This is a genomic window from Rivularia sp. PCC 7116 (assembly GCF_000316665.1).
Classification (GTDB): Bacteria; Cyanobacteriota; Cyanobacteriia; order Cyanobacteriales; family Nostocaceae; genus Rivularia.
Genome location: NC_019678.1, coordinates 7,876,117 through 7,895,249, shown reverse-complemented (window position 1 = coordinate 7,895,249; position 19,133 = coordinate 7,876,117). Strand labels below are relative to the sequence as shown.

Sequence of the window (19,133 nt, the reverse complement as noted above, 5' to 3'; positions counted from 1 at the left end):
CTGCTCACTGTTCACTGTTCACTGCTCACTGCTGAGTGTTCACTGTTCACTGCTCACTGTTCACTGCTCACTGTTCACTGTCAAAGCTGATAGCCGACGCTAAAGTAAAATCCTTCGTCTTGAGCATTATTACCTTTATCATCCAAGTCAACTAAAGGCAAACCGTAGTCTAATTTTAAATTTAATTTGGGTATTGGTTGCCATAATATTCCTATGCCTGCACCGGCTAAAAATGTTTGTTTTGGCTGGAGGTTTGGGTTGTCATCGACGTTCCAAACGACACCGGCATCAAAAAATGGTGCTACTTGTAAGGAAGGGTTTCCCGATGCGTCTCTTCCTACTGTTATCCTATCTTCTATGGAAAAACGAACTCCGTTGTCTCCGGCTCGCAGGTTTTGACGATAACCTCGTATTGATTGCCCTCCGCCAATCACGAATTGCTGGGATGGTAATAAACCGTTGGGTGTTAGCTGTAAGTCAAGCTGGGTAATTAGCAAGTTATTTTTATTCAGACGCTGCACTCGCTGCAATTGTCCCAACCAACTGAAAAAACGAGCATCGGGGACGGGATTAGAATTAATTGTGGCATCAAACCAGCCAGTTCCCAAACTAAGTAATGACCTAATTTGCCATGCTCCTTTAACATCTCGTCGGACATAATCTTGTCCAAATTTTACAACACGGGTGCGGCTGTTTCCTTCTGCATCTGGTCCAAAACCAAAGGGGGTAGCCCCGGCAAAGGTAAAGGTTTGACCATTTTGTAAGCTAAAACCTAGAGATAATGCAAATTCTTCGCGGGGTGTTCTAATTAATGGTTGACGATAGCTGATGTCATAGAGTTGGGATTCACCTCGAATATCAAAATCATCGAAAGGTGGCTGCACAACTTTATTATTATTAATAACGGTTCGTAATTGTAAAGTCCCATTCTGAGGATTCAACGGTACTCGATAGCTAAAATCGAAAATATTTGAACCACCCCTAGTTGAACGATAATAAGATGCTGCAACTTCATCGCCAATTCCCATCAGATTGCGGTATATCGTATTTATCCTCAATCTTTCCGAGCCTAAGCTTGGCGGAGAATAATTATCAATTCCCAATCCGATGGTAAATGGTTTATTCTCGGTAACTCGCACAGCTAAAATACTTTTACCAAAATCGCTGCCCGCACGTAAGCTAGCTTCTATATTCTGAATATTTGGATCGAATTGCAACAATCTGAGCTGCTCTTCCAAAGTTTTATTTGATAACGGCTTTTTTCCAGCATTTGCTAAACGCGATCGCAAGTAATTTTCCCTTAAGCGCTGGTTTCCCTGAATTTCGATTTTTTCTAAAGAACCTTCTATAACCCGAATTGTGACGATACCATCGGTAATTTTTTGATTGACTAAAATTGCTCTGGAAGTGATGTAATCCCGTTTCAAATACAGCTCAGTAATTGCGTCGGCAACTTTTCTTAACTGTTCTAAGGTGACGCTTTTTCCTTCTACTTTGCGAATAATTGGCTCAAAATCTTTAGAGTCAAAAACAGTACTTCCGATAATTTTAATTTGATTAACTTGAATTCTGTCGCCGGATGTTTCCGCGAATGGTTCCTTAATTGTTGTCGATGGCTGCAATTCTGGCTTGATTAAAGGTTTTAGAGGTTGAATATTTGGCGCTGCTTGAGGAAAACGTTCTTGATTTAAGTCGCCTTCTGAGTTTGGTGCTTGTGCTATTAACTCGGGTGCCACAGCCAAAACTGAGTTACAAAAAAAATATAAGCTACCGACAAAAATTGAAGCAATCCAGAAGAAGCTTAGTTCTTTATATAGAAAATACGGGATTTTGGACACTTGAGCTTTTCGAGAATTTTATTGTCTATTTTTACACTATCGTTTTATCATAATTTTCTAGTGACAAAATTTACTCTGTATCTACCTATGGTGATTGGATTCGACGCAGAAGAGGGGAGAGCAGCCATTGTGGGGGGAGAAGGGGGAAGTAAAAACAAAGAATAGATATTTTAGCTTTAGTTTATTTACTTAGTGAGAAAACCTCTCAAAACTGCATAATCAACTCATAGGAGTACCCATAGAAATATATAGGATTGGTATTCTTAAAGTTTTCAGTTCGCTAACTCATGTAAATATGCTAAATGCAAGATGGCGGTTGTTAACTTTTATGAATTGAATCAAAATTCAACATCATAAGTATCAAAAAAAAATATAGGAGTAATCAGTATCAAAAACTATATATGATGACGCTTTATGTTTTTGGAAGAACACATGCTTGTAAAAAAACGTAAAAATATAATAGATAAATTTTCTAGCTTTATCTGCATTACCATAGATAACCATCAAATTAGGTCGCATTGGAAGGTTGATTCAAAACTAGAGAAAAATATACAATCAAAAGTAAAATTAGATCCAGAAGCAAAGGAAAGTTTTTGGGCACAATATTTTTTAAAGATGTTATTAGTTCAATCTTCTACCGATAATCAAAATTTAGTTAAAAATAATTCACAATCTAGTTTTTACACAGCCAAAAAGCATTTTTCTGCGTATTTACAAGAAGCTTGTTTAAAAGCTGCAAAAGATATACACAGCGAATTTAAATATATTAAATATAAATATTCTCTAGAAGAATATTTTCAAATCGCTAACATCGCGGCAAGTTCACCCAGTAAGTTATTTAAGAGTTTTAACTTTGAACGTCATCAAATAAATATAGAAGCATATGCGATAACCGCTTTCAAAAGATTTATCCGCAATCAAATTTATCGACAAGATTTAGAAGCGAGGAGAACAAGGTTTTCTAATTACGGTTTATTGAAGGATTTAAACGCTCGGGAGTTAACTGAAGCTTTGCAAGCTCAAAGTTTTACAGCCCAAAAAGTTGTATCTCATCGTTTAGCTTGGCAGTGCTTTTGTGAAATGTTCCAAATAAAAGTTAATCATTTAAACAGTCGCACGCGTAGCCCTTCACAAACAGAATTGCTGGCAATTGCTAATTATTACAACCAACGATGCAATCAACTTCATCTTTCTAATCCGCTAGCAACGGATATCGAGATGGTAAAAATGCTTTCAACTTGTATAAGGGCAGCTAAAAATTATCGTCATAAACAATATTTGTATTTTGAAGAAAATTATTATGCGATACCAGACTCTACGATTTCTGAATGGGATGTAATGATAAAACAAGAAGAATGTCAAGGGATAGAAATTATTCTTGACAAAATGTTTAATAATATGCCAGAACAATGTCAAATACTATTTAATTTATGGCAAGGATTAAACTTAACTCAAACAGAAATAGCAAATTTAGTAAAACACAAATATCCCCAGTTACAAAAACAATATCAAGTAGCTCGTCAGTTGAAAAAATACAGCAGAAAAATGCTGGAGGAGTTTGCCCTGGAATGGAATCAAACTAATCCAGAAATCTCTCTTAACGACGAAAAAGATATCGAGAGAATCAAATCAGCTTTAGACAATTGCTTGCAGCAATACTGCCAAACAAGATTTGTCTCGATCTTAAATAAAATTTGGGAAAGATTTAGCTATGATGAACGACAAAATATATTAAATAGTTTTAATGACACAAATAGATTGTTAGGTGAATTAGAAGCAGATAGCTTAGAAAAAAACAATGATTCGCAAGCAGTAAATTATCAATTACTAGAAACCTTTAAGGAGGATATAGAAACGACTATGTATTTAAAGAAAGGTACGCTGTCTGTATTTAATTATAAGATAGCTGATGTAGTCAATGAATGGATACAGTCAAAACAATAATAATTTCTCAATTAACGGTACTCAAAAATGTTGAAATTTGATGATTTGATAGAAATTCATCCCGATAATTTATGGCTGGAATTTTCATCTATAGAAAATTTTGCAGCTTTAAAGCAAACTGCAACAAATAGTTATCAAACTGATGTTGCCAGTCACAGAGCTTTTATAAATCGCTTATGTTTAAATGTTTTTGTAAAATGGTTGCAAGATGAACCAGATTTACTCGAAACATTCCACATACCTGCGCCATCTCCGGATATAGATAAACGATGGGAATTTGTAAATGGGATTGATTTAAATTTTACTCAAGCTCGATTGGTTTTAGTTCCAACGGAGCAAAGCGATTCCGATGAGTTTCGCATTCCTCAAGAATGGGTTGATATTCCTAATTGGGCTGCCAATTATTATTTAGCAGTACAGCTTAATCTTGAACAAAATTGGTTAAAAGTATCGGGTTTTATTAGCCACGAACAACTTCGCCAAACAGCACGATACGATTCGATGGATAGAACTTATTGTGTAAACCACGATGAGTTAATTGTCGATATCAATATTATGTGGGTTGCCCAGAAACTTTGTACCCTCAAAAAACCCCAGGTTCAAGTTTTACCAACTCTATCGGAGTCTCAAGCAAAACAATTTATAGAGCAGTTAAGCCAGATAAGCGTTTGTTATCCTCGCTTGCATCTGAGGTTTCGAGAATGGGGAGCTATCTTAGCATCCGATAGATATAGAAAAGCGTTGTATAACCAGAGAATAAATCATTCGCAGGTTAACCTCATGGAAAACAAATCAGAAATAGTACTCGAATTGAGTTCTTGGTTTGACAATGTTTTTAATGGGGGTTTCTGCTCTGTAGACGATTTGCTGAATTTGGCAAATACAACAGCATTCCAATTCAGAAGCGATTCTGTTTTAAATGAAGTTTGCGTTAAAGGTGCCAAACTCATAGATTTAGGAATGCAGCTAGAAAGTAATTCCGTTGCTTTATTGATTGGTTTATCACCGCAAATTGACAACAAAGTCGGTATCCGAGTGCAACTCTATCCTGCTTCTGGAGAAACTTATTTACCAGACAGCGTGCAGCTAACTTTGCTTTCCGAATCGGGAACTACCTTACAGTCGGTAAAATCAAGAAGCTACGACAACTATATTCAGTTGAAAAGATTTAAACTTCCCTTGGGAAAATACTTCAGTATTCAAGTGGCTCGTAAAGATGTCAAGATAAAAGAGAACTTTATACTCGAAGGATTTAGCCACTCGGAGATATGAGTAAGTCAGTAGTGTTAAATCTGGGTAAAGGTAGCTTACAAGAGGGATTTGCCGATGCGATCGCTCAAATATACGAGTGCGAAGCAGAAGTTCATCTTTTCTCAGTTCAATTTACCGGAAGTTTACCAGCAGCACCCCAACTTATTCAACTTTATCGTCGCTGGCAAATTCTCTACAATTTGCTTTACGATTCCTTAATTCCCGATTTAACTTGGCGACAGAAATTTGATTCTGATGCGGAAATTGAAATAGAGTCAGAAGATGTAACTAATATTTCATCGGTTGAATTCAGCAATTTATGCGATGATTTAAAAAATCAAATTAATGCTTGGCTTAACAATCCGACTTTCGTTGATTTAGAGCAGAAATTACGTACCAAATTAAATTCTAATGAAGAAATACAGGTAATTATCCAAACACATTTAGATGAAGTGCGGCGATTACCTTGGAACTTATGGGACTTTTTTGATGATTATCCCAATGCTGTTTTATGTTTGAGCAAACCGGATTTTGAAAAATTAGACAGTATCCGCAAGCCTAATAGAGATAAAATTAGGATTTTAGCAATTTTAGGTAGTAGTGAAAATATTGATACTCAAGAAGATAAAATCATCTTAGAAAATTTACCTGGTGCAGAAACAGTTTTTTTGATAGAAGCCCAGCGTCAAGAAATAGATTTAATGCTTTGGGATAAAACAGGTTGGGATATACTATTTTTTGCCGGACATAGTTCCACTCAAGAAAATGGAGAAACCGGGAAAATTTATCTTAACTCCCGAGAAAGTTTAACAATCGAGCAATTGAAAAAGAGTTTGAGAGCGGCGATATCGCGGGGATTGCACTTAGCAATTTTTAATTCCTGCGATGGTTTGGGCTTAGCAACGCAACTAGCTTCATTGCAGATACCGCAGATGATTGTTATGCGCGAACCCGTAGCGGATTTAGTCGCTCAAAGATTTTTAAAATTTTTCTTATCATCCTTTTCCGAATTCAAATCATTTAACTTAGCAGTACGCGAAGCCGGGGACAAACTGCAAGGTTTAGAAGCCGAATTCCCCTGTGCAAGCTGGTTGCCGGTAATTTGTCAAAATCCCACCGAAGCGCCTTTAGTCTGGTCAAATTCCACTCAAAATTCCCACAAATTAAAGACTTCTTCCCCATTAAATTACCGTAAAATTATACCCGCAATCTTCGCCGTTAGCTTAGCGATCGCCACAGCCATTGTCGGAGTGCGAAGTCTGGGATTATTAGAAGCAGGGGAATTAACAGCCTTCGATCGGATGATGCGATCGCGTCCCTATGAGGGTAAAGATAATCGCATTTTAATTGTGGAAATTACTGAAGCAGACGTACAGGCACAGAATCCAGAAGAAAGAGGTGCTGCCTCAATTTCAGATGCTGCATTAGCAGAATTGATAAATAAATTAGAAAAATACAACCCCCGGATTATCGGTTTAAATATTTATCGAGATAGCCCGATAAAATCTCAATATGAAAATTTAAGCAGATGGATGCAAACGACTTCCAAATTTATTGGAGTTTGTCAAGGCAGCGAAGGAGAAGAAAATCCCGGCGTACCGCCACCTCCAGAACTTTCCTCAGAAAGCTTGGGGTTTACAGATATAGTAGAAGATTCGGATGCTATCCTGCGCCGTCATTTATTAGCAATGGCTCCCGCTCAACCTTGCAACACCGATAAATCCTTTAGCTTTCAACTTGCAGCAGCTTACTTAGCCCAGGAAAATATCCACCTGGAATTAAATCCAGAAGCAGCCCAATCAAAGAATAAATTAAACAATCAACTTATACTGCCATATTTAGAAAGTAACAGCGGCAGCTATAGCAATATTGATAGTCTCGGTTATCAAGTAATGCTAAATTGGCGCTCCACACCCGAAATAGCACAGCGAATTACCCTTCAAGACGTGCTTGCAGATAAACTTACACCCGATTTAGTCAAAGATAAAATTGTCATAATTGGTACCACCGCCGAAAGCTTTAATAATTATTGGTCAACACCTTATAGCTTGAAATCCCCACAACACCAAACACCGGGCGTAGTTATACACGCACATATGGTCAGTCAAATAATTAGCGCAGCCCTTGATAATAGACCGTTATTATGGGTATGGTCAAAATGGACAGAAGCATTTTGGATTTACTGTTGGGCAATAGTGGGAGGAATCCTAGCTTGGCGCTGTAAATCATCATTACAACTAGCATTAACTTTAGGTTTAAGCCAAGCTGTATTATATTTTCTTTGCTACAGCATATTAATACAAGGTGGTTGGATACCCTTCATTCCCTCCGTCTTTGCTTTGATAGCCGGTAGCGGTAGCGTTGCGACTTATAAATTAAGGAAACAAAAATAGAGAGGAAGCTTAGTTTAATACACTCGGGGAAACCTCACCCCCTTCCCCTCTCCTTGTTAAGGAGAGGGGTGAATGTGCTCTTCCCTCCCTTAACAAGGAGAGGGATGAATGTGCTCTTCCCTCCCTTAACAAGGAGAGGGATGAATGTGCTCTTCCCTCCCTTAACAAGGAAGAGGGGTGAATGTGCTCTTCCCTCCCTTAACAAGGAGAGGGGGTGAATGTGCTCTTCCCCCTCTCCCTTAACAAGGAGAGGGGTGAATGTGCTCTTCCCCCTCTCCCTTAACAAGGAGAGGGATGAATGTGCTCTTCCCCCTCTCCCTTAACAAGGAGAGGGGTGCCCGTAGGGCGGGGTGAGGTTATTGCAGCAATCTCAACAAGAAACGGAGACTCCAAGCCAAGCTCCGTAGGTTGGGTGAAGCGAAGCGCAACCCAACATTCGTGTTGGGTTACACTCCGTTTCACCCAACCTACCTTCTATGATTGTCTTACCCCCTCTCTCCTAACAACCAACTCCTCGAAAACCATTACCCCTTACATCCCCTTTCCCAGCCACAAAATAGATATCACCATTTTTATCTTCAACCCAACCAGTAGCTTCAACAATAGGATTTTGTCTTACCATCTTCCCCCTCTCCCCCTCTCCCCCTCTCCCCCTCTCCTCATCTCCCCCTCTCCCCTCAATCCAATCAACACCCAAAGCAGAATCACTCTTCAATACTTCACTGGGTAAAGGAGGTAAACCACCGCGTCTGGTAAAAACAAATTCGCTTTGATTGCCTCTACGGAATCTGCAAACCTGAGAGACTTTTATATCTGTTGGCATTTCTGGCATCTCTACTACTTCTTTTGTAGGTTGCACATCTTGAGCCAGAATATTTAATTCACCGTTTAAATTTGGGTTTTGCTGAGAAATTGCGGTGATATCGCTGGTTAAAAGTTTTTGGGGATTTAATTCGTTTGCTTCGTTGGTGGCTAAAACTTCTATTAATTCATCGCGACTGCGGGGTTGAATGCCTAAAATACCAGTAGCATTGATATCGACTCTACCACCAGCACCAGTAAAAGCATTCGCGGTAATATCGCTGTTTTCTTCGGGTACGGCAACTATAAAACCATTGGGAATATCAATATCTATATTACCGCCATCGCCGTCAAGTCCAGCTTTTCCTGCATTTGTAGAAATTTGACTGTTGCGACGTAGCAATAGTAAATCCTTTAACTGGAGGTTGATATTTCCCCCGTCTGCTGATTCGGTTTCAGAAATTAGCTTGCCTTGGTTATCTAAAAGTATAGAATCGGCAGTGATTTTGAGTTCTCCTGCGTTTCCTAAATTAGTTGTGTCACCGATAACTGTAAAAGTTGGTGGTACTTGGGGAGGTTGCCTACTAACGCTAATTTCAGCACCATCCCTAACAATTAGTTGCTTTGTTGAAATCGTTATTTTTCCTGCATTAGCTACACCCGTTGTGGATGCTCTCAAACTACTTGGAAAACTTGCAGAACTACCAACTAATTCTACTGATTCATTGGCATTTACTGTTATATTTCCTCCTTCTCCAGTAGCTCGTAAGAATTGAGAGTTTTGTTTTAGACCACTAGATTCAGCGGATATCACTGCTCCATCTTTGATTGAGAACGCAAGAGTATTAATGATAATATTACCTGCTGTTCCAGAACCGCCAGCAAAACTAAACAAGCCACTAGGAAAATTTCTATCGCTTGTTGTATTAAAGCCACCAATGATTTCTACTGATTCAGAAGCATTGATTATTAAATTTCCACCCGCACCGCTACCATCAGTAGAACTAATTATTTGTGCCCCATCTCGAACAATTAATTTTCTGGCATTAATCGTTAAGTCTCCAGCATTTTTTGCACCTTTCGTTACACTGCGTAAACGTACCCTTTCACCAATTAAATTCACTGAATTACCTTGGACTCGAATACTACCACCACCATCTTCGCCACTTACATCTACAATGATATCTTCATCAATATTTCGCCCAATTATTTGAATATTTTGAAAACTTTCCACACTTTCATACCCCAAAGCCCAACCTTTATCGATTGAGGTGAGACTGACTAAACTATTATTAGCAACGCTTCCTAGTTCAATTCGACCTGAGTCTGCGGTTAAATTGCCACCTTCTAAATTAACATCGCCGCCGATTAACGCTAAAGTTTTACCTGTAGGTACTTGTAAACCAACGGTTCGTACAGATGAATTTGTTGCATCATTTTGAGAAGCTTGGGATTGATTGCGGATAGGTGCGGCTGTTGGGCCGAATTGTAAACCTGTAGGAACGTTTATAGTTAATAAAGGTGCAGTTTGGGGTTGCGTGGCGCTAAACTTTGTCCCATCGGCGAAGTTGATGCTACTTGCAGTTGTTGCTAAAAACGAACCACCAATATCTAAAGCAGCATTTTCACCAAAAACAATTCCATTGGGATTAATTAAAAATAAATTTGCAGTACCGTTAGCGCGAAGTATGCCATCAATATTAGAAATAGATTTGCCGGTGATGCGGGTAATAATATTTTGAATATTTGCAGCGTTGTCAAAGTATGCTGTTGTGTTAGTGGGTACGGAAAACTGCTCAAAACTATGGAATAGATTACTTCCCGCTTCCGTTCCACCTGTAATAACTTTGATATTATCCCGTGTTTTGATGCTGGAATTATTAGGTAGAGTTGCATCTTTAACAATTTGGGCACTAGCAGAGTTTGGGTAGAATGCTGCGATCGTAACTGTTGCAACTGCTAGTTTTTTTAATTTTTCCCATGAAATCTTCATGCCTTTACCCTTAACTCCACCTCTGTAAAAAAAATACCATTTATTAACTCAAATCTTGCATCATTTTCAACACCGCCTTGGAATGTAAGCGGAGTTTTCTCGAAGAGTATCCAATCCGCCAGGTTGTTGGGTTTCGTTCCTCAACCCAACCTACCTTCTACCTTCTATATCAAAAATAATATCCCCGACTTCTATTCAAAAGTCGAGGATGTAAGTGCTATTGTACTATTTAAATAAGATGAGGCTAAGCCATCAGTTATCCATTTCTAAGATAAGTATATTTTTATCAAATACAAGGACAGCAGACCCCTGAACCACAGAAACAACAAATAAGTTTGATTTTATCTGTTAAAGCTGCTTCCGAATCATCGTTAGCTAGCGATTTGGCATCTAGAATTTGCGTATTCTTCATTCTATTTATATCAATACTGCTGTTAATTTGTAACGCTTCATCTCCCAGAGCATACTTTGCCAGAAACTCGGTTAGTTTACGACTATTCAATGCTTCACTTGATACCGAAGTACATTCATTTTGCAACTGTTGTCGTGCTTGATTCTTTAGGTTTTGTGCAGTTGCATTAGCCATAACTGTTTCTGCTTGTGAAGTTATCCCCGAATTTGCAGCGATAGGCTTGCTACTTGAATCAATAGGACTCTTTTCAAAAGCATATACATTACGATTAAGTGATGAACTGGTTCCTAGAGTAGTTCCTATTACTGTTACTAATGTCAATAGTTTAAGGATATTTCTAGGCTTTACACTGCTTTTCATTTGTGATTTACCTAAACTTTGATTGCCAACAGGGGTAATTTAGTATGAATAATTACCTAAATCTTATTTATTGCAATTTTATTTTACAATTCTTTATATAACTTAATTTTTGGTAATTAATTCAGCACAAATAAATGTAATAGGACTTACGCAACCGGCACATTTTTCTTGTAGGGTGCTGTGACACTTTGAGTAACTGTGAACGTAGTAACAATGTTTTCAGTGTCACGCACCAAATGGGCATTGTGACAATTGCGGCCATTCCTGTGTAAGTAGCTAGACAAAAATATTTACAGACGTAGGTTGGGTTGAAGGTCGTGTTAGCGAAGCGTGTCCGATAGGACATAACTCAACGCTGGTGTTGGGTTTCGTTCCTCAACCCAACCTACCTTCTAAATTGGGGGCTAAGTTCCCTCCTTTTTAAGGAGGGTTAGGGAGGATCTCCTCTTAACCGAGCAGTATTGGGGTGCGTATCCAATCCTCCAGGGTGTTGGGTTTCGTTCCTCAACCCAACCTACCTTCTACCTTCTATATCAAAAATAATATCCCCGACTTCTATTCAAAAGTCGAGGATGTAAGTGCTATTGTACTATTTAAATAAGATGAGGCTAAGCCATCAGTTATCCATTTCTAAGATAAGTTTATTTTTATCAACTACAAGGACAGCAGACACCGAACCCACAAGTACAACAAGTAAGTGTGATTTGATTTGCTAAAGCTGCTTCCGCATCATCGTTAGCTTGCGATTTGGCATCTAGAACTTGCATATTCTTCATTCTATTTATATCAAGACTGCTGTTAATCTGTAACGCTTCATCTTCGATACCATACTTTTCCAGAAACTCCTTTAGTTTAGGACTATTCAATGCTTCGCTTAGTACCGAAGTAAATTCATCTTGTAACTGTTTTAATGTTACATCGCTCATGATTATTTCTCCTAATTAGTTGATTGTTAGGTTGGTAGAATAATTTTTGATTTTTTCTCTTAGAGGATGTTTGAAAAGTATAGTTTTTATCCTAAGTCTCGGATTATCCCCCCTTCCCCCCTTTTTAAAGGGGGGTTAAAGTCCCCCTTTTTAAGGGGGATTTAGGGGGATCTAAAGATTCGTGGTTTTATTTATAACTTTCCAAACATTCTCTTAAAGGATGTTTGGAAAGTCTACAAATATACCAAAAACCTCTCTCCATACCTCTCTCCTACGAGGAGAGAGGCTTAAAATCCCCATTTCCTTGTAGGGTAGGGGGATTAGGTTGCCGGTATTTTGAGGTAAAACATAATACTTTTCCACCCATTCTCTGAAGCTAACTTGAATAAATTTCTCAATCTGAGAGTTAAGAGATTCACAGCAAGCAGTTAAATCAAAATCAATTTGTAGAAGGTGAAGAAGTTCTCTTTCCTCCTTACACTTTTAACTAGTTGCCGTTCAATTTAGCTTATGCAGTTTTGTAGTTGAAGATTTAAAAATTCATGTTTTTGCAAGGTTTACTGAGGAAGGGAAATAGAACCTGCCGAAGCAAATGAGAAAACTTTATAGTCCATGGAAGTGGGCTTAGTAAGCCTAACTTAACCCTTCAATATTACGGTAACTCGTAACTTTTAATACGTCGTGCTTGATTATACTTAGATTACATTTATTTACATAATTAAATTCTATGAATATTGCAAACACTTTGACCTGTGACCTGAAATGATTAAACAAAAATAAATTGATGTATTATTGTTTTTTTAATAAATGCAAATATTGCTCGCCAGGGAAGGATAATTATCTATATGAAAAGTAAAATATCAAACCAAATTAGATTTAGCTTGATTTTGTTATTAACGCTTGCCAGTTTTGTCAGTTTAGATCGACCAGTAACTGCGCGCACAGAAACACAAATTAGTAAAAACCCTCCCAAGAAGCCAGCAAAAGTTAAGAAAAAGCAACCAAGGGGTGATGGAAGAGGAAGACCTACCCGAAGAAGAGCAATGGGTAGTCGTAATGATTGTCCTGCAACAGATATGCCGCTGACTGCTTTAATCCCAGAAAACAAAGTCGGTAAAGTTGTGGAAGCAAATCCCACATTCTGGTTTTTTGTTCCTTATGAATCAAGCAAGATACCCAGAGGAGAATTTATCTTGCAAGATGAAGCTGATAATAATGTGTATAAAACTGAATTTTCCATGGAGAAGGGTAAAGGAATTGTCGGTGTTAGTCTTGCTTCGGATAATAGTTATGCTTTAAAAACTAATAAAACCTATCAGTGGTATTTCAAACTGTATTGCGATCGCGATAAATCATCAATACCTATTTACGTGCATGGGTGGGTGCAAAGAGTCGCATTGCAGCCGCAACAGCAAACCCAATTAAATAGATTTACGCCAAGTCAGCGGATTGCTTTCTACGCTCAAAATGGAATTTGGTATTCAGCTTTAACTGAGTCAGCTAAACTTCGTTTATCAAATTTTCAAAATAAGGATCTTGCTAAAGATTGGATGCAGCTATTGAGAAATGTTGGTTTGCAAGATATATCTAATAAGCCGATTGTTGGAAATATTAATTAGTATTTGTTTTTTAGCCCAGCTTTCGGATTATCCCCCCTTCCCCCCTTAAAAATTGGGGTTAAAGTCCCCCTTAAAAAAGGGGGATTTAGGGGGATCTTATACCAATTCTGTATGAGGCTGCGCTAAAAGCCCTCACTCTGGAAGAGTGGGGCTAGACAAACGAAGCCCCTCTTCAGGGGCTGAATTCGGCGCATCTTTATAAAGAAATGGTATTAAGATTTACGAGTTTTATTTATGACTTCCCAAACATCCTCTTAATGAAAAGATGGCGGTTATTATGGGAGCATCCCAAATGTTTAAAAACATCATTCGTCATTGCGAGCGAAGCGAAGCAATCGCAAAGTATAGTTATTGCGATTGCTTCGCTTCATTCCATGACCCTCGCAATGACAATCTAAATCTTGGTAAATTTTTAAAATTGAGATGCTCCCGTTATTATCTACTACTTATTACTTATTACTTAGCCCTCACAGATATGACAACTGTTTAACCGGACATGATATTACCTATTACGAATTACGAATTACGAATTACGAATTATACTTACCAAGCCCCACAGATGCAAAAACTATTCACGATGCAGATATACTTCTTGGGCAGAATAAAGATAAATTTCTTGCAGCAATTTATAGCTGACTTTCGCTAAAAACAATATGGTAAAACTCCAAGTACATATCAATACCATAGATACTAAAAATGGTTTGATTGTTGAATAGGGTTTATCTTCTGGAGTATTTATATTGTTATGCTGCCTAAATTTCTGTTGCAGCGGATAAATTTTATTTTTAGGTTGGCGAAATTTATGATGCAAATATTTTTTTCTTAAGTGTTCATAATCTTTCATGAAGTAAACTACATTGTCACTAGAGTTTGTCTTTGATTTATGTGTTTTTGTCATGACATTATTATGGTTGTAGGTCAGTTAAAAAAATATTTATACGCTTATTGATGGCAATCGCTTAATATGAGTCTTTTACTAGTACCGCTTCGCGGAAGTAAGAAGTAAGAAGTAAGAAGTAAGAAGTAAGAAGTAAGAAGTAAGAAGTAAGAAGTAAGAAGTAAGAAGTAAGAAGTAAGAAGTTTGATTTTTTTGGCTTTTCAGGCATTTTTAATAGTTGCCTTATTTACGCCGACTTATATTAGTGATGAAATCGGTCAGAAACCGTATTTATGGGGGCTTATTCAGAATGGTACAAAATCTCATTTTGCGGGGTTAAATCATATAGCGTTTCCTAAGCAACTGAGGTACAGCGATTACCTCACCCCGATAAAGCTTTGCTTTATCTCCCCTCTTCTTATCAAAGAGAGGGGTTGGGGGTGAGGTTTTGTGTGTACTTCAATAGACTGGGAAACGCTATAAATCAATTTTTGTCTAGTTCTATTTTTTATCCAACTTTGACCTCCGAAGCCAACTAATAACATGACTAAAATTAAAATGCATAGAAATATTTCATTACCCGAAAACTTTGCGTTATTGGTTTTTCTTCCTAATATCAACTTGTTTGGTTTTTCGATGATATAAAATGTATCGATATCATTTTCCCAAATATTATATTGGGAAGATGCCGAGCTATACTTGTAGAATCTATAACTATTTTCTTGATTGTCTAGCTGTTCTCTGTTGACGTTTCGCATAATAAATAAACCTTTAATTACAAAGGACATACAATAATTTTCATAACAATTTAGTTCAAAATGTTTCATTGAACTTTTCTCAAAACCTCTGAATTTATCAGAGACTCTATACTATTTATTGTATTGGAGGAATTTTTCTAAATTATGCAAAAATAGTTAAAAATCTCTGGTTTCGTAACACTTTTTTACCTAGATTTACATTTAGGCTTTGTGCCCCTAGCCAAATCGGTTTTCGCTTGCTTGGATGGTACACCACTGTCGAATAAAGGCGAGTCTATCCAAACGAATTGCGATCGCGTTTAATAATTCTTTCTCAGTACAGGATTGGCTAATACAGTCATCAGCGCCCATTTCCATTGTTTTGCGAATATTAGCCTGAGTCATTTTATCAATAGCAAAAATTAAAGGTATGATTGCCGTAGTCGGAAATTCGCATAGAGCTTTAGGGAGGTAATAATTATCAAGTTCTACCTCGACAATATTGCAGATAATTAAATCGGGTAGTTCGGATTTTGCTTTATAGATAGCAGCGGAGGTATTTTCTGCTACGGATACAGTGAATCCGTTATTTTCTAACCATTGAAAAAAATTATTCTTATCAGATAATTCGGATAATTCTGGTTCAATTAATAAAATTTTCATTATTTAATCATTGACAATTTACGCTAAAAACCAGTCAAACTAGAAATTAATTGAATGCAAGAGTCGCTTATCTATTCTATAGGTGAAGTGTTTGCAGAGTTATGCGGTTTGGAGTTTAACAATTGTTACAAACAGTGGACTGCATAATTGGTTTAAGGCGACTCCCATGGAAATTTAAAAAATTGCTTGGTGAGGGGGTAGAAAAAAGGAATTTTGATAGGTAACTGAGCAGCAGCATTCTTAATTAGCGCTGAAAACCGCCTTGGAATAAATTCCCAGGCTCAAAAACTAAGTCTGATAAATCAGACTAGGCAAGCGCCACTTTGCCTCCGCACGCAAGTGGCTCCTCTTCCCCCTCTTCCACCTCCCAATCCGTAGCAGCAGAATACGGGGTATGGCATAAGAGAGCGTTTCAAAGTATTTTATATACGATCGCATGTAGTGGGAAAAACAGGAATGCAATTGCCAAAATATGATTCTATAGCGAAAAACAAGATATATCGATGGGTTGCTAAACTTTATCAAAGATGGCTGCAAAAAATACTTTTATTTGTTTTAGCCTTTATTTTTACTGCGATTTGGGAATTTAATTTAATTCCGATTTTACTTCCGAAAGCTGATGCTCGGGATATACATAATCCTGTAAGGCTTTCTGAAAACAATATTAAACCGCAAAGTTTATTAGAAAAAGCGAAAAGACTTTATGACGAAGAAAAATATTTAGAAGCTATATCTGTTTTAAAGCGAGCAGCAGAAAATTTTAAGATACAAAATAATTCTCTTCAACAATCTCTTGCACTTAGCAATATTGCTAGCACTTATAGACAGCTTGGGAAATACGATATGGCTTTGAAATATATTACCCAAAGCCGGGAAATATTAGAAATTCAAGCCACTAGAAAAGATGATAGCCAAAGACTAAAAATATTTGCTCAAGTTTTAGATATTCAAGCGAATCTACAACTAACTTTAGGAAAAGCAACTTTAGCAGTAGAAAACTGGAAACAAGCCGCTGCTATTTACCAGCAGCAAAATTTACAGCCAGAAAAAATTCGTAGTTTGATTAATCAAAACATTGCTTTACAAGCATTAGGGCGCTATCGACTAGCTTCTAAAATCTTAAGAGGCTTGCTTCCGGATGTAAATAAACAACCAGCTTCGATTCTGAAAGTAACGGCATTGCGGAGTTTTGGTGATGTTCAGCTATATCTTGGGGAAATAGATGCTTCTTTAAACACTTTACAGCAAAGCTATAACATCGCGGTAACAATTAAATCTGCTCCTCAAATAGCTGAAACTTTACTTAGCCTGGGTAATGCTCAATTTGCCAAAGCAAATCAGTTGCGTTCGCCTTCACAAAACGCAATATTATTTGAAAAGACAGCACCGCTAGTTTATGTCAGTAAACCGATATTGCCAGAGGTCATAAAATTATATCAACAAGCAGCAAAAATTTACGAGCGGGCTACAGCAGTATCAACATCACCCACAATTCAAGCAAAAGCACAATTAAATTTAGTTAATGTATTAATAGAGCTTAAAGAATTTGATCGAGCCGGTAAATTAGCTTCTCAATTAGAATCAATTATCAATCAATTGCCAGTATCAAAGACATCAGTTAAAGCTAAAATTAAGTTAGGGAAAAATTTATTTTTCTTAAAACAAGCTAGTGCTGGGAATGCACCGGAATGGGAAAATATAGCTCAAATTTTAGCTACTGCCATTAAACAAGCGGAAGTTTTAGAAGATACAAGATTGCAAGCTTATGCAATAGGTACCCTGGGCAGCATATATTTACAAACTAATCATTTAGCGGATGCCCAACAACTTACGAACAAAGCAATTGACTTAGCTTTAAGAATAGAAGCAAAGGACATTGCTTATCTTTGGCAATGGCAGTTGGGATATATATATAAAATTCAAAAAAATATCCCCCAAGCAATAGATTCTTACTCGCAAGCAGTTGATAATTTGAACAATTTACGCGGAGATTTACTCGTACTTAATCCAGATATACAGTTTTCTTTTAGAGATAATGTTGAACCAGCATACAGACAATTGGTTGATTTACTTTTACAACCTACAAATTCTCAAATTACTCAGTCTAAATCACAGAATAGTATCAGTTATAATAGTATAAATAAAGCTCGCCATGTGATTGAAGCTTTACAATTAAGGGAAATAGAAGATTATTTTCAGGAAGTTTGTTTGAAAGCTAAGCCACAGATTGTTGATAGGGTAGTTGATAAACTAGATGCCACAGCAGCAGTCATTTATCCAGTTATTTTACAAAATCGTTTGGAAATAATTTTAAAATTACCTAATAAAAATAAATTAAATAACTACACGACTCTTGTGAAAGCAGAGGAGCTTGAAAATACAATCGAACAATTACAGTATAGCCTCAGACAGCCAGAACAAATAAATAAAGTCAAAGAACTATCTGGAAAATTATATAAATGGTTAATTAAACCGTTAGAAGCAGACTTGCAAGCGAACAATATACAAACATTGGTATTTGTCTTAGATGGTAATTTAAGAAATATACCGATGGCTGTACTTTACGACAATCAAACCCAGGAAACAGAACCAAAATATTTAATTGAAAAATATGCCATTGCTTTAACTCCAGGTTTACAAATGTTAGAAGCAAAACCTTTAGAAAAGGTAGAATTAAATATGCTTATGGCTGGAGTTAGCGAAAAGCGGCTAATTGGCAATCGGCAATTCAGCCCTTTGCAAAATATACGGATGGAATTAGAAAAAATTCAATCACAAATACCCAGCAGCAAAAAACTTTTAAATCAATCTTTTACCGAAAATAACCTAGAGAAACAAATTGATTCTGCGAAATACACGATAGTTCATATTGCTACCCACGGTAATTTTAGTTCAAACTCAGACGAAACCTATATTTTGACTTGGAACAAACTGCTCAAAGTCAAAGATTTTGATAAATTATTTCAAGTTAATACAAACGCAGATGCTCAAAATATCGAATTATTGGTTTTGAGCGCTTGTGACACGGCAAATGGAGATAAAAGAGCAAGTTTGGGGCTTTCAGGAATTGCAGTTCGTGCCGGTACTAGGAGTACTTTAGCTACTTTATGGGCAGTAGAAGATGAATCTACCGCGCTATTAATGAATCAATTTTATCAAGAATTGCAACAGAATAAACTGAATAAAGCGAAAGCTCTACAACAAGCACAAATTAAGATTTTACGGAACAACGAATTGCCTTTAATTTGGGCACCTTACGTGTTAATAGGAAATTGGCTTTAGATATTTGATATTGCTTTTGTTTAAAATGATTTTAAAT

Annotated in this window: 12 protein-coding genes; 5 read left to right on the top strand and 7 right to left on the bottom strand. The window is 37.1% G+C overall.

Translation table 11 applies throughout. The features are described from left to right. Window positions 1-80 precede the first annotated feature (80 nt). On the bottom strand, window positions 81-1,736 hold the full coding sequence (locus tag RIV7116_RS30185; protein WP_232435740.1) for a ShlB/FhaC/HecB family hemolysin secretion/activation protein: 1,656 nt from the start codon (window positions 1,734-1,736) through the stop codon (window positions 81-83). Between the two features lie 534 nt (window positions 1,737-2,270). Between RIV7116_RS30185 and RIV7116_RS30180 the strand changes: the two genes are divergently transcribed. Genes RIV7116_RS30180 through RIV7116_RS30170 form a run of 3 tightly spaced genes read left to right on the top strand, consistent with a single transcriptional unit; the run spans window position 2,271 to window position 7,426 of the window. Continuing rightward, window positions 2,271-3,782, top strand: a complete 1,512-nt coding sequence (locus RIV7116_RS30180) for a hypothetical protein (RefSeq protein ID WP_044292533.1) — start codon at window positions 2,271-2,273, stop codon at window positions 3,780-3,782. A gap of 27 nt (window positions 3,783-3,809) precedes the next feature. Further along, window positions 3,810-5,054, top strand: a complete 1,245-nt coding sequence (locus RIV7116_RS30175) for a DUF1822 family protein (protein WP_015122137.1) — start codon at window positions 3,810-3,812, stop codon at window positions 5,052-5,054. Continuing rightward, window positions 5,051-7,426: a CHASE2 domain-containing protein gene (locus tag RIV7116_RS30170; protein ID WP_015122136.1), complete on the top strand. Its 2,376-nt coding sequence runs from the start codon at window positions 5,051-5,053 to the stop codon at window positions 7,424-7,426. Before RIV7116_RS30175 ends, RIV7116_RS30170 begins: the two co-directional genes overlap by 4 nt. Window positions 7,427-7,925: 499 nt before the next feature. Here the strand turns inward: RIV7116_RS30170 and RIV7116_RS30160 are convergent, their stop codons facing one another. The 3 genes from RIV7116_RS30160 to RIV7116_RS30150 all read right to left on the bottom strand — a co-directional run bounded on the left by RIV7116_RS30160 (window position 7,926) and on the right by RIV7116_RS30150 (window position 11,918). Then, window positions 7,926-10,220 (bottom strand): filamentous hemagglutinin N-terminal domain-containing protein, encoded by a 2,295-nt coding sequence (locus tag RIV7116_RS30160; protein ID WP_015122135.1) that lies wholly within the window; start codon window positions 10,218-10,220, stop codon window positions 7,926-7,928. 286 nt (window positions 10,221-10,506) lie between these two features. Beyond that, entirely contained in the window at window positions 10,507-10,992 is a 486-nt protein-coding gene (locus RIV7116_RS30155) for a hypothetical protein (RefSeq protein WP_015122134.1), read from the bottom strand. Window positions 10,993-11,642: 650 nt separating this feature from the next. Beyond that, the gene (locus RIV7116_RS30150) at window positions 11,643-11,918 is read right to left on the bottom strand and encodes a hypothetical protein (protein WP_015122133.1); all 276 of its coding nucleotides are present in this window, start codon (window positions 11,916-11,918) and stop codon (window positions 11,643-11,645) included. An 845-nt stretch (window positions 11,919-12,763) separates the two neighbouring features. Between RIV7116_RS30150 and RIV7116_RS30145 the strand changes: the two genes are divergently transcribed. Beyond that, window positions 12,764-13,537: a DUF928 domain-containing protein gene (locus RIV7116_RS30145; protein ID WP_015122132.1), complete on the top strand. Its 774-nt coding sequence runs from the start codon at window positions 12,764-12,766 to the stop codon at window positions 13,535-13,537. Window positions 13,538-14,105: 568 nt separating this feature from the next. Here RIV7116_RS30145 and RIV7116_RS30140 read toward each other — a convergent pair. From RIV7116_RS30140 to RIV7116_RS30130, 3 genes are all read right to left on the bottom strand, one after another. After that, complete coding sequence (locus RIV7116_RS30140; protein WP_044291273.1) at window positions 14,106-14,381, bottom strand: hypothetical protein; 276 nt, start codon at window positions 14,379-14,381, stop codon at window positions 14,106-14,108. 410 nt (window positions 14,382-14,791) lie between these two features. Further along, the gene (locus RIV7116_RS36680; RefSeq protein ID WP_044291272.1) at window positions 14,792-15,202 is read right to left on the bottom strand and encodes a hypothetical protein; all 411 of its coding nucleotides are present in this window, start codon (window positions 15,200-15,202) and stop codon (window positions 14,792-14,794) included. A gap of 186 nt (window positions 15,203-15,388) precedes the next feature. Then, window positions 15,389-15,814, bottom strand: coding sequence for a response regulator transcription factor (locus tag RIV7116_RS30130; RefSeq protein WP_015122128.1), 426 nt, complete (start codon window positions 15,812-15,814; stop codon window positions 15,389-15,391). A 456-nt stretch (window positions 15,815-16,270) separates the two neighbouring features. On the opposite strand from RIV7116_RS30130, the gene RIV7116_RS30125 reads away from it, so the two are divergent. Then, entirely contained in the window at window positions 16,271-19,096 is a 2,826-nt protein-coding gene (locus tag RIV7116_RS30125; RefSeq protein ID WP_015122127.1) for a CHAT domain-containing protein, read from the top strand. Window positions 19,097-19,133: the final 37 nt, after the last annotated feature.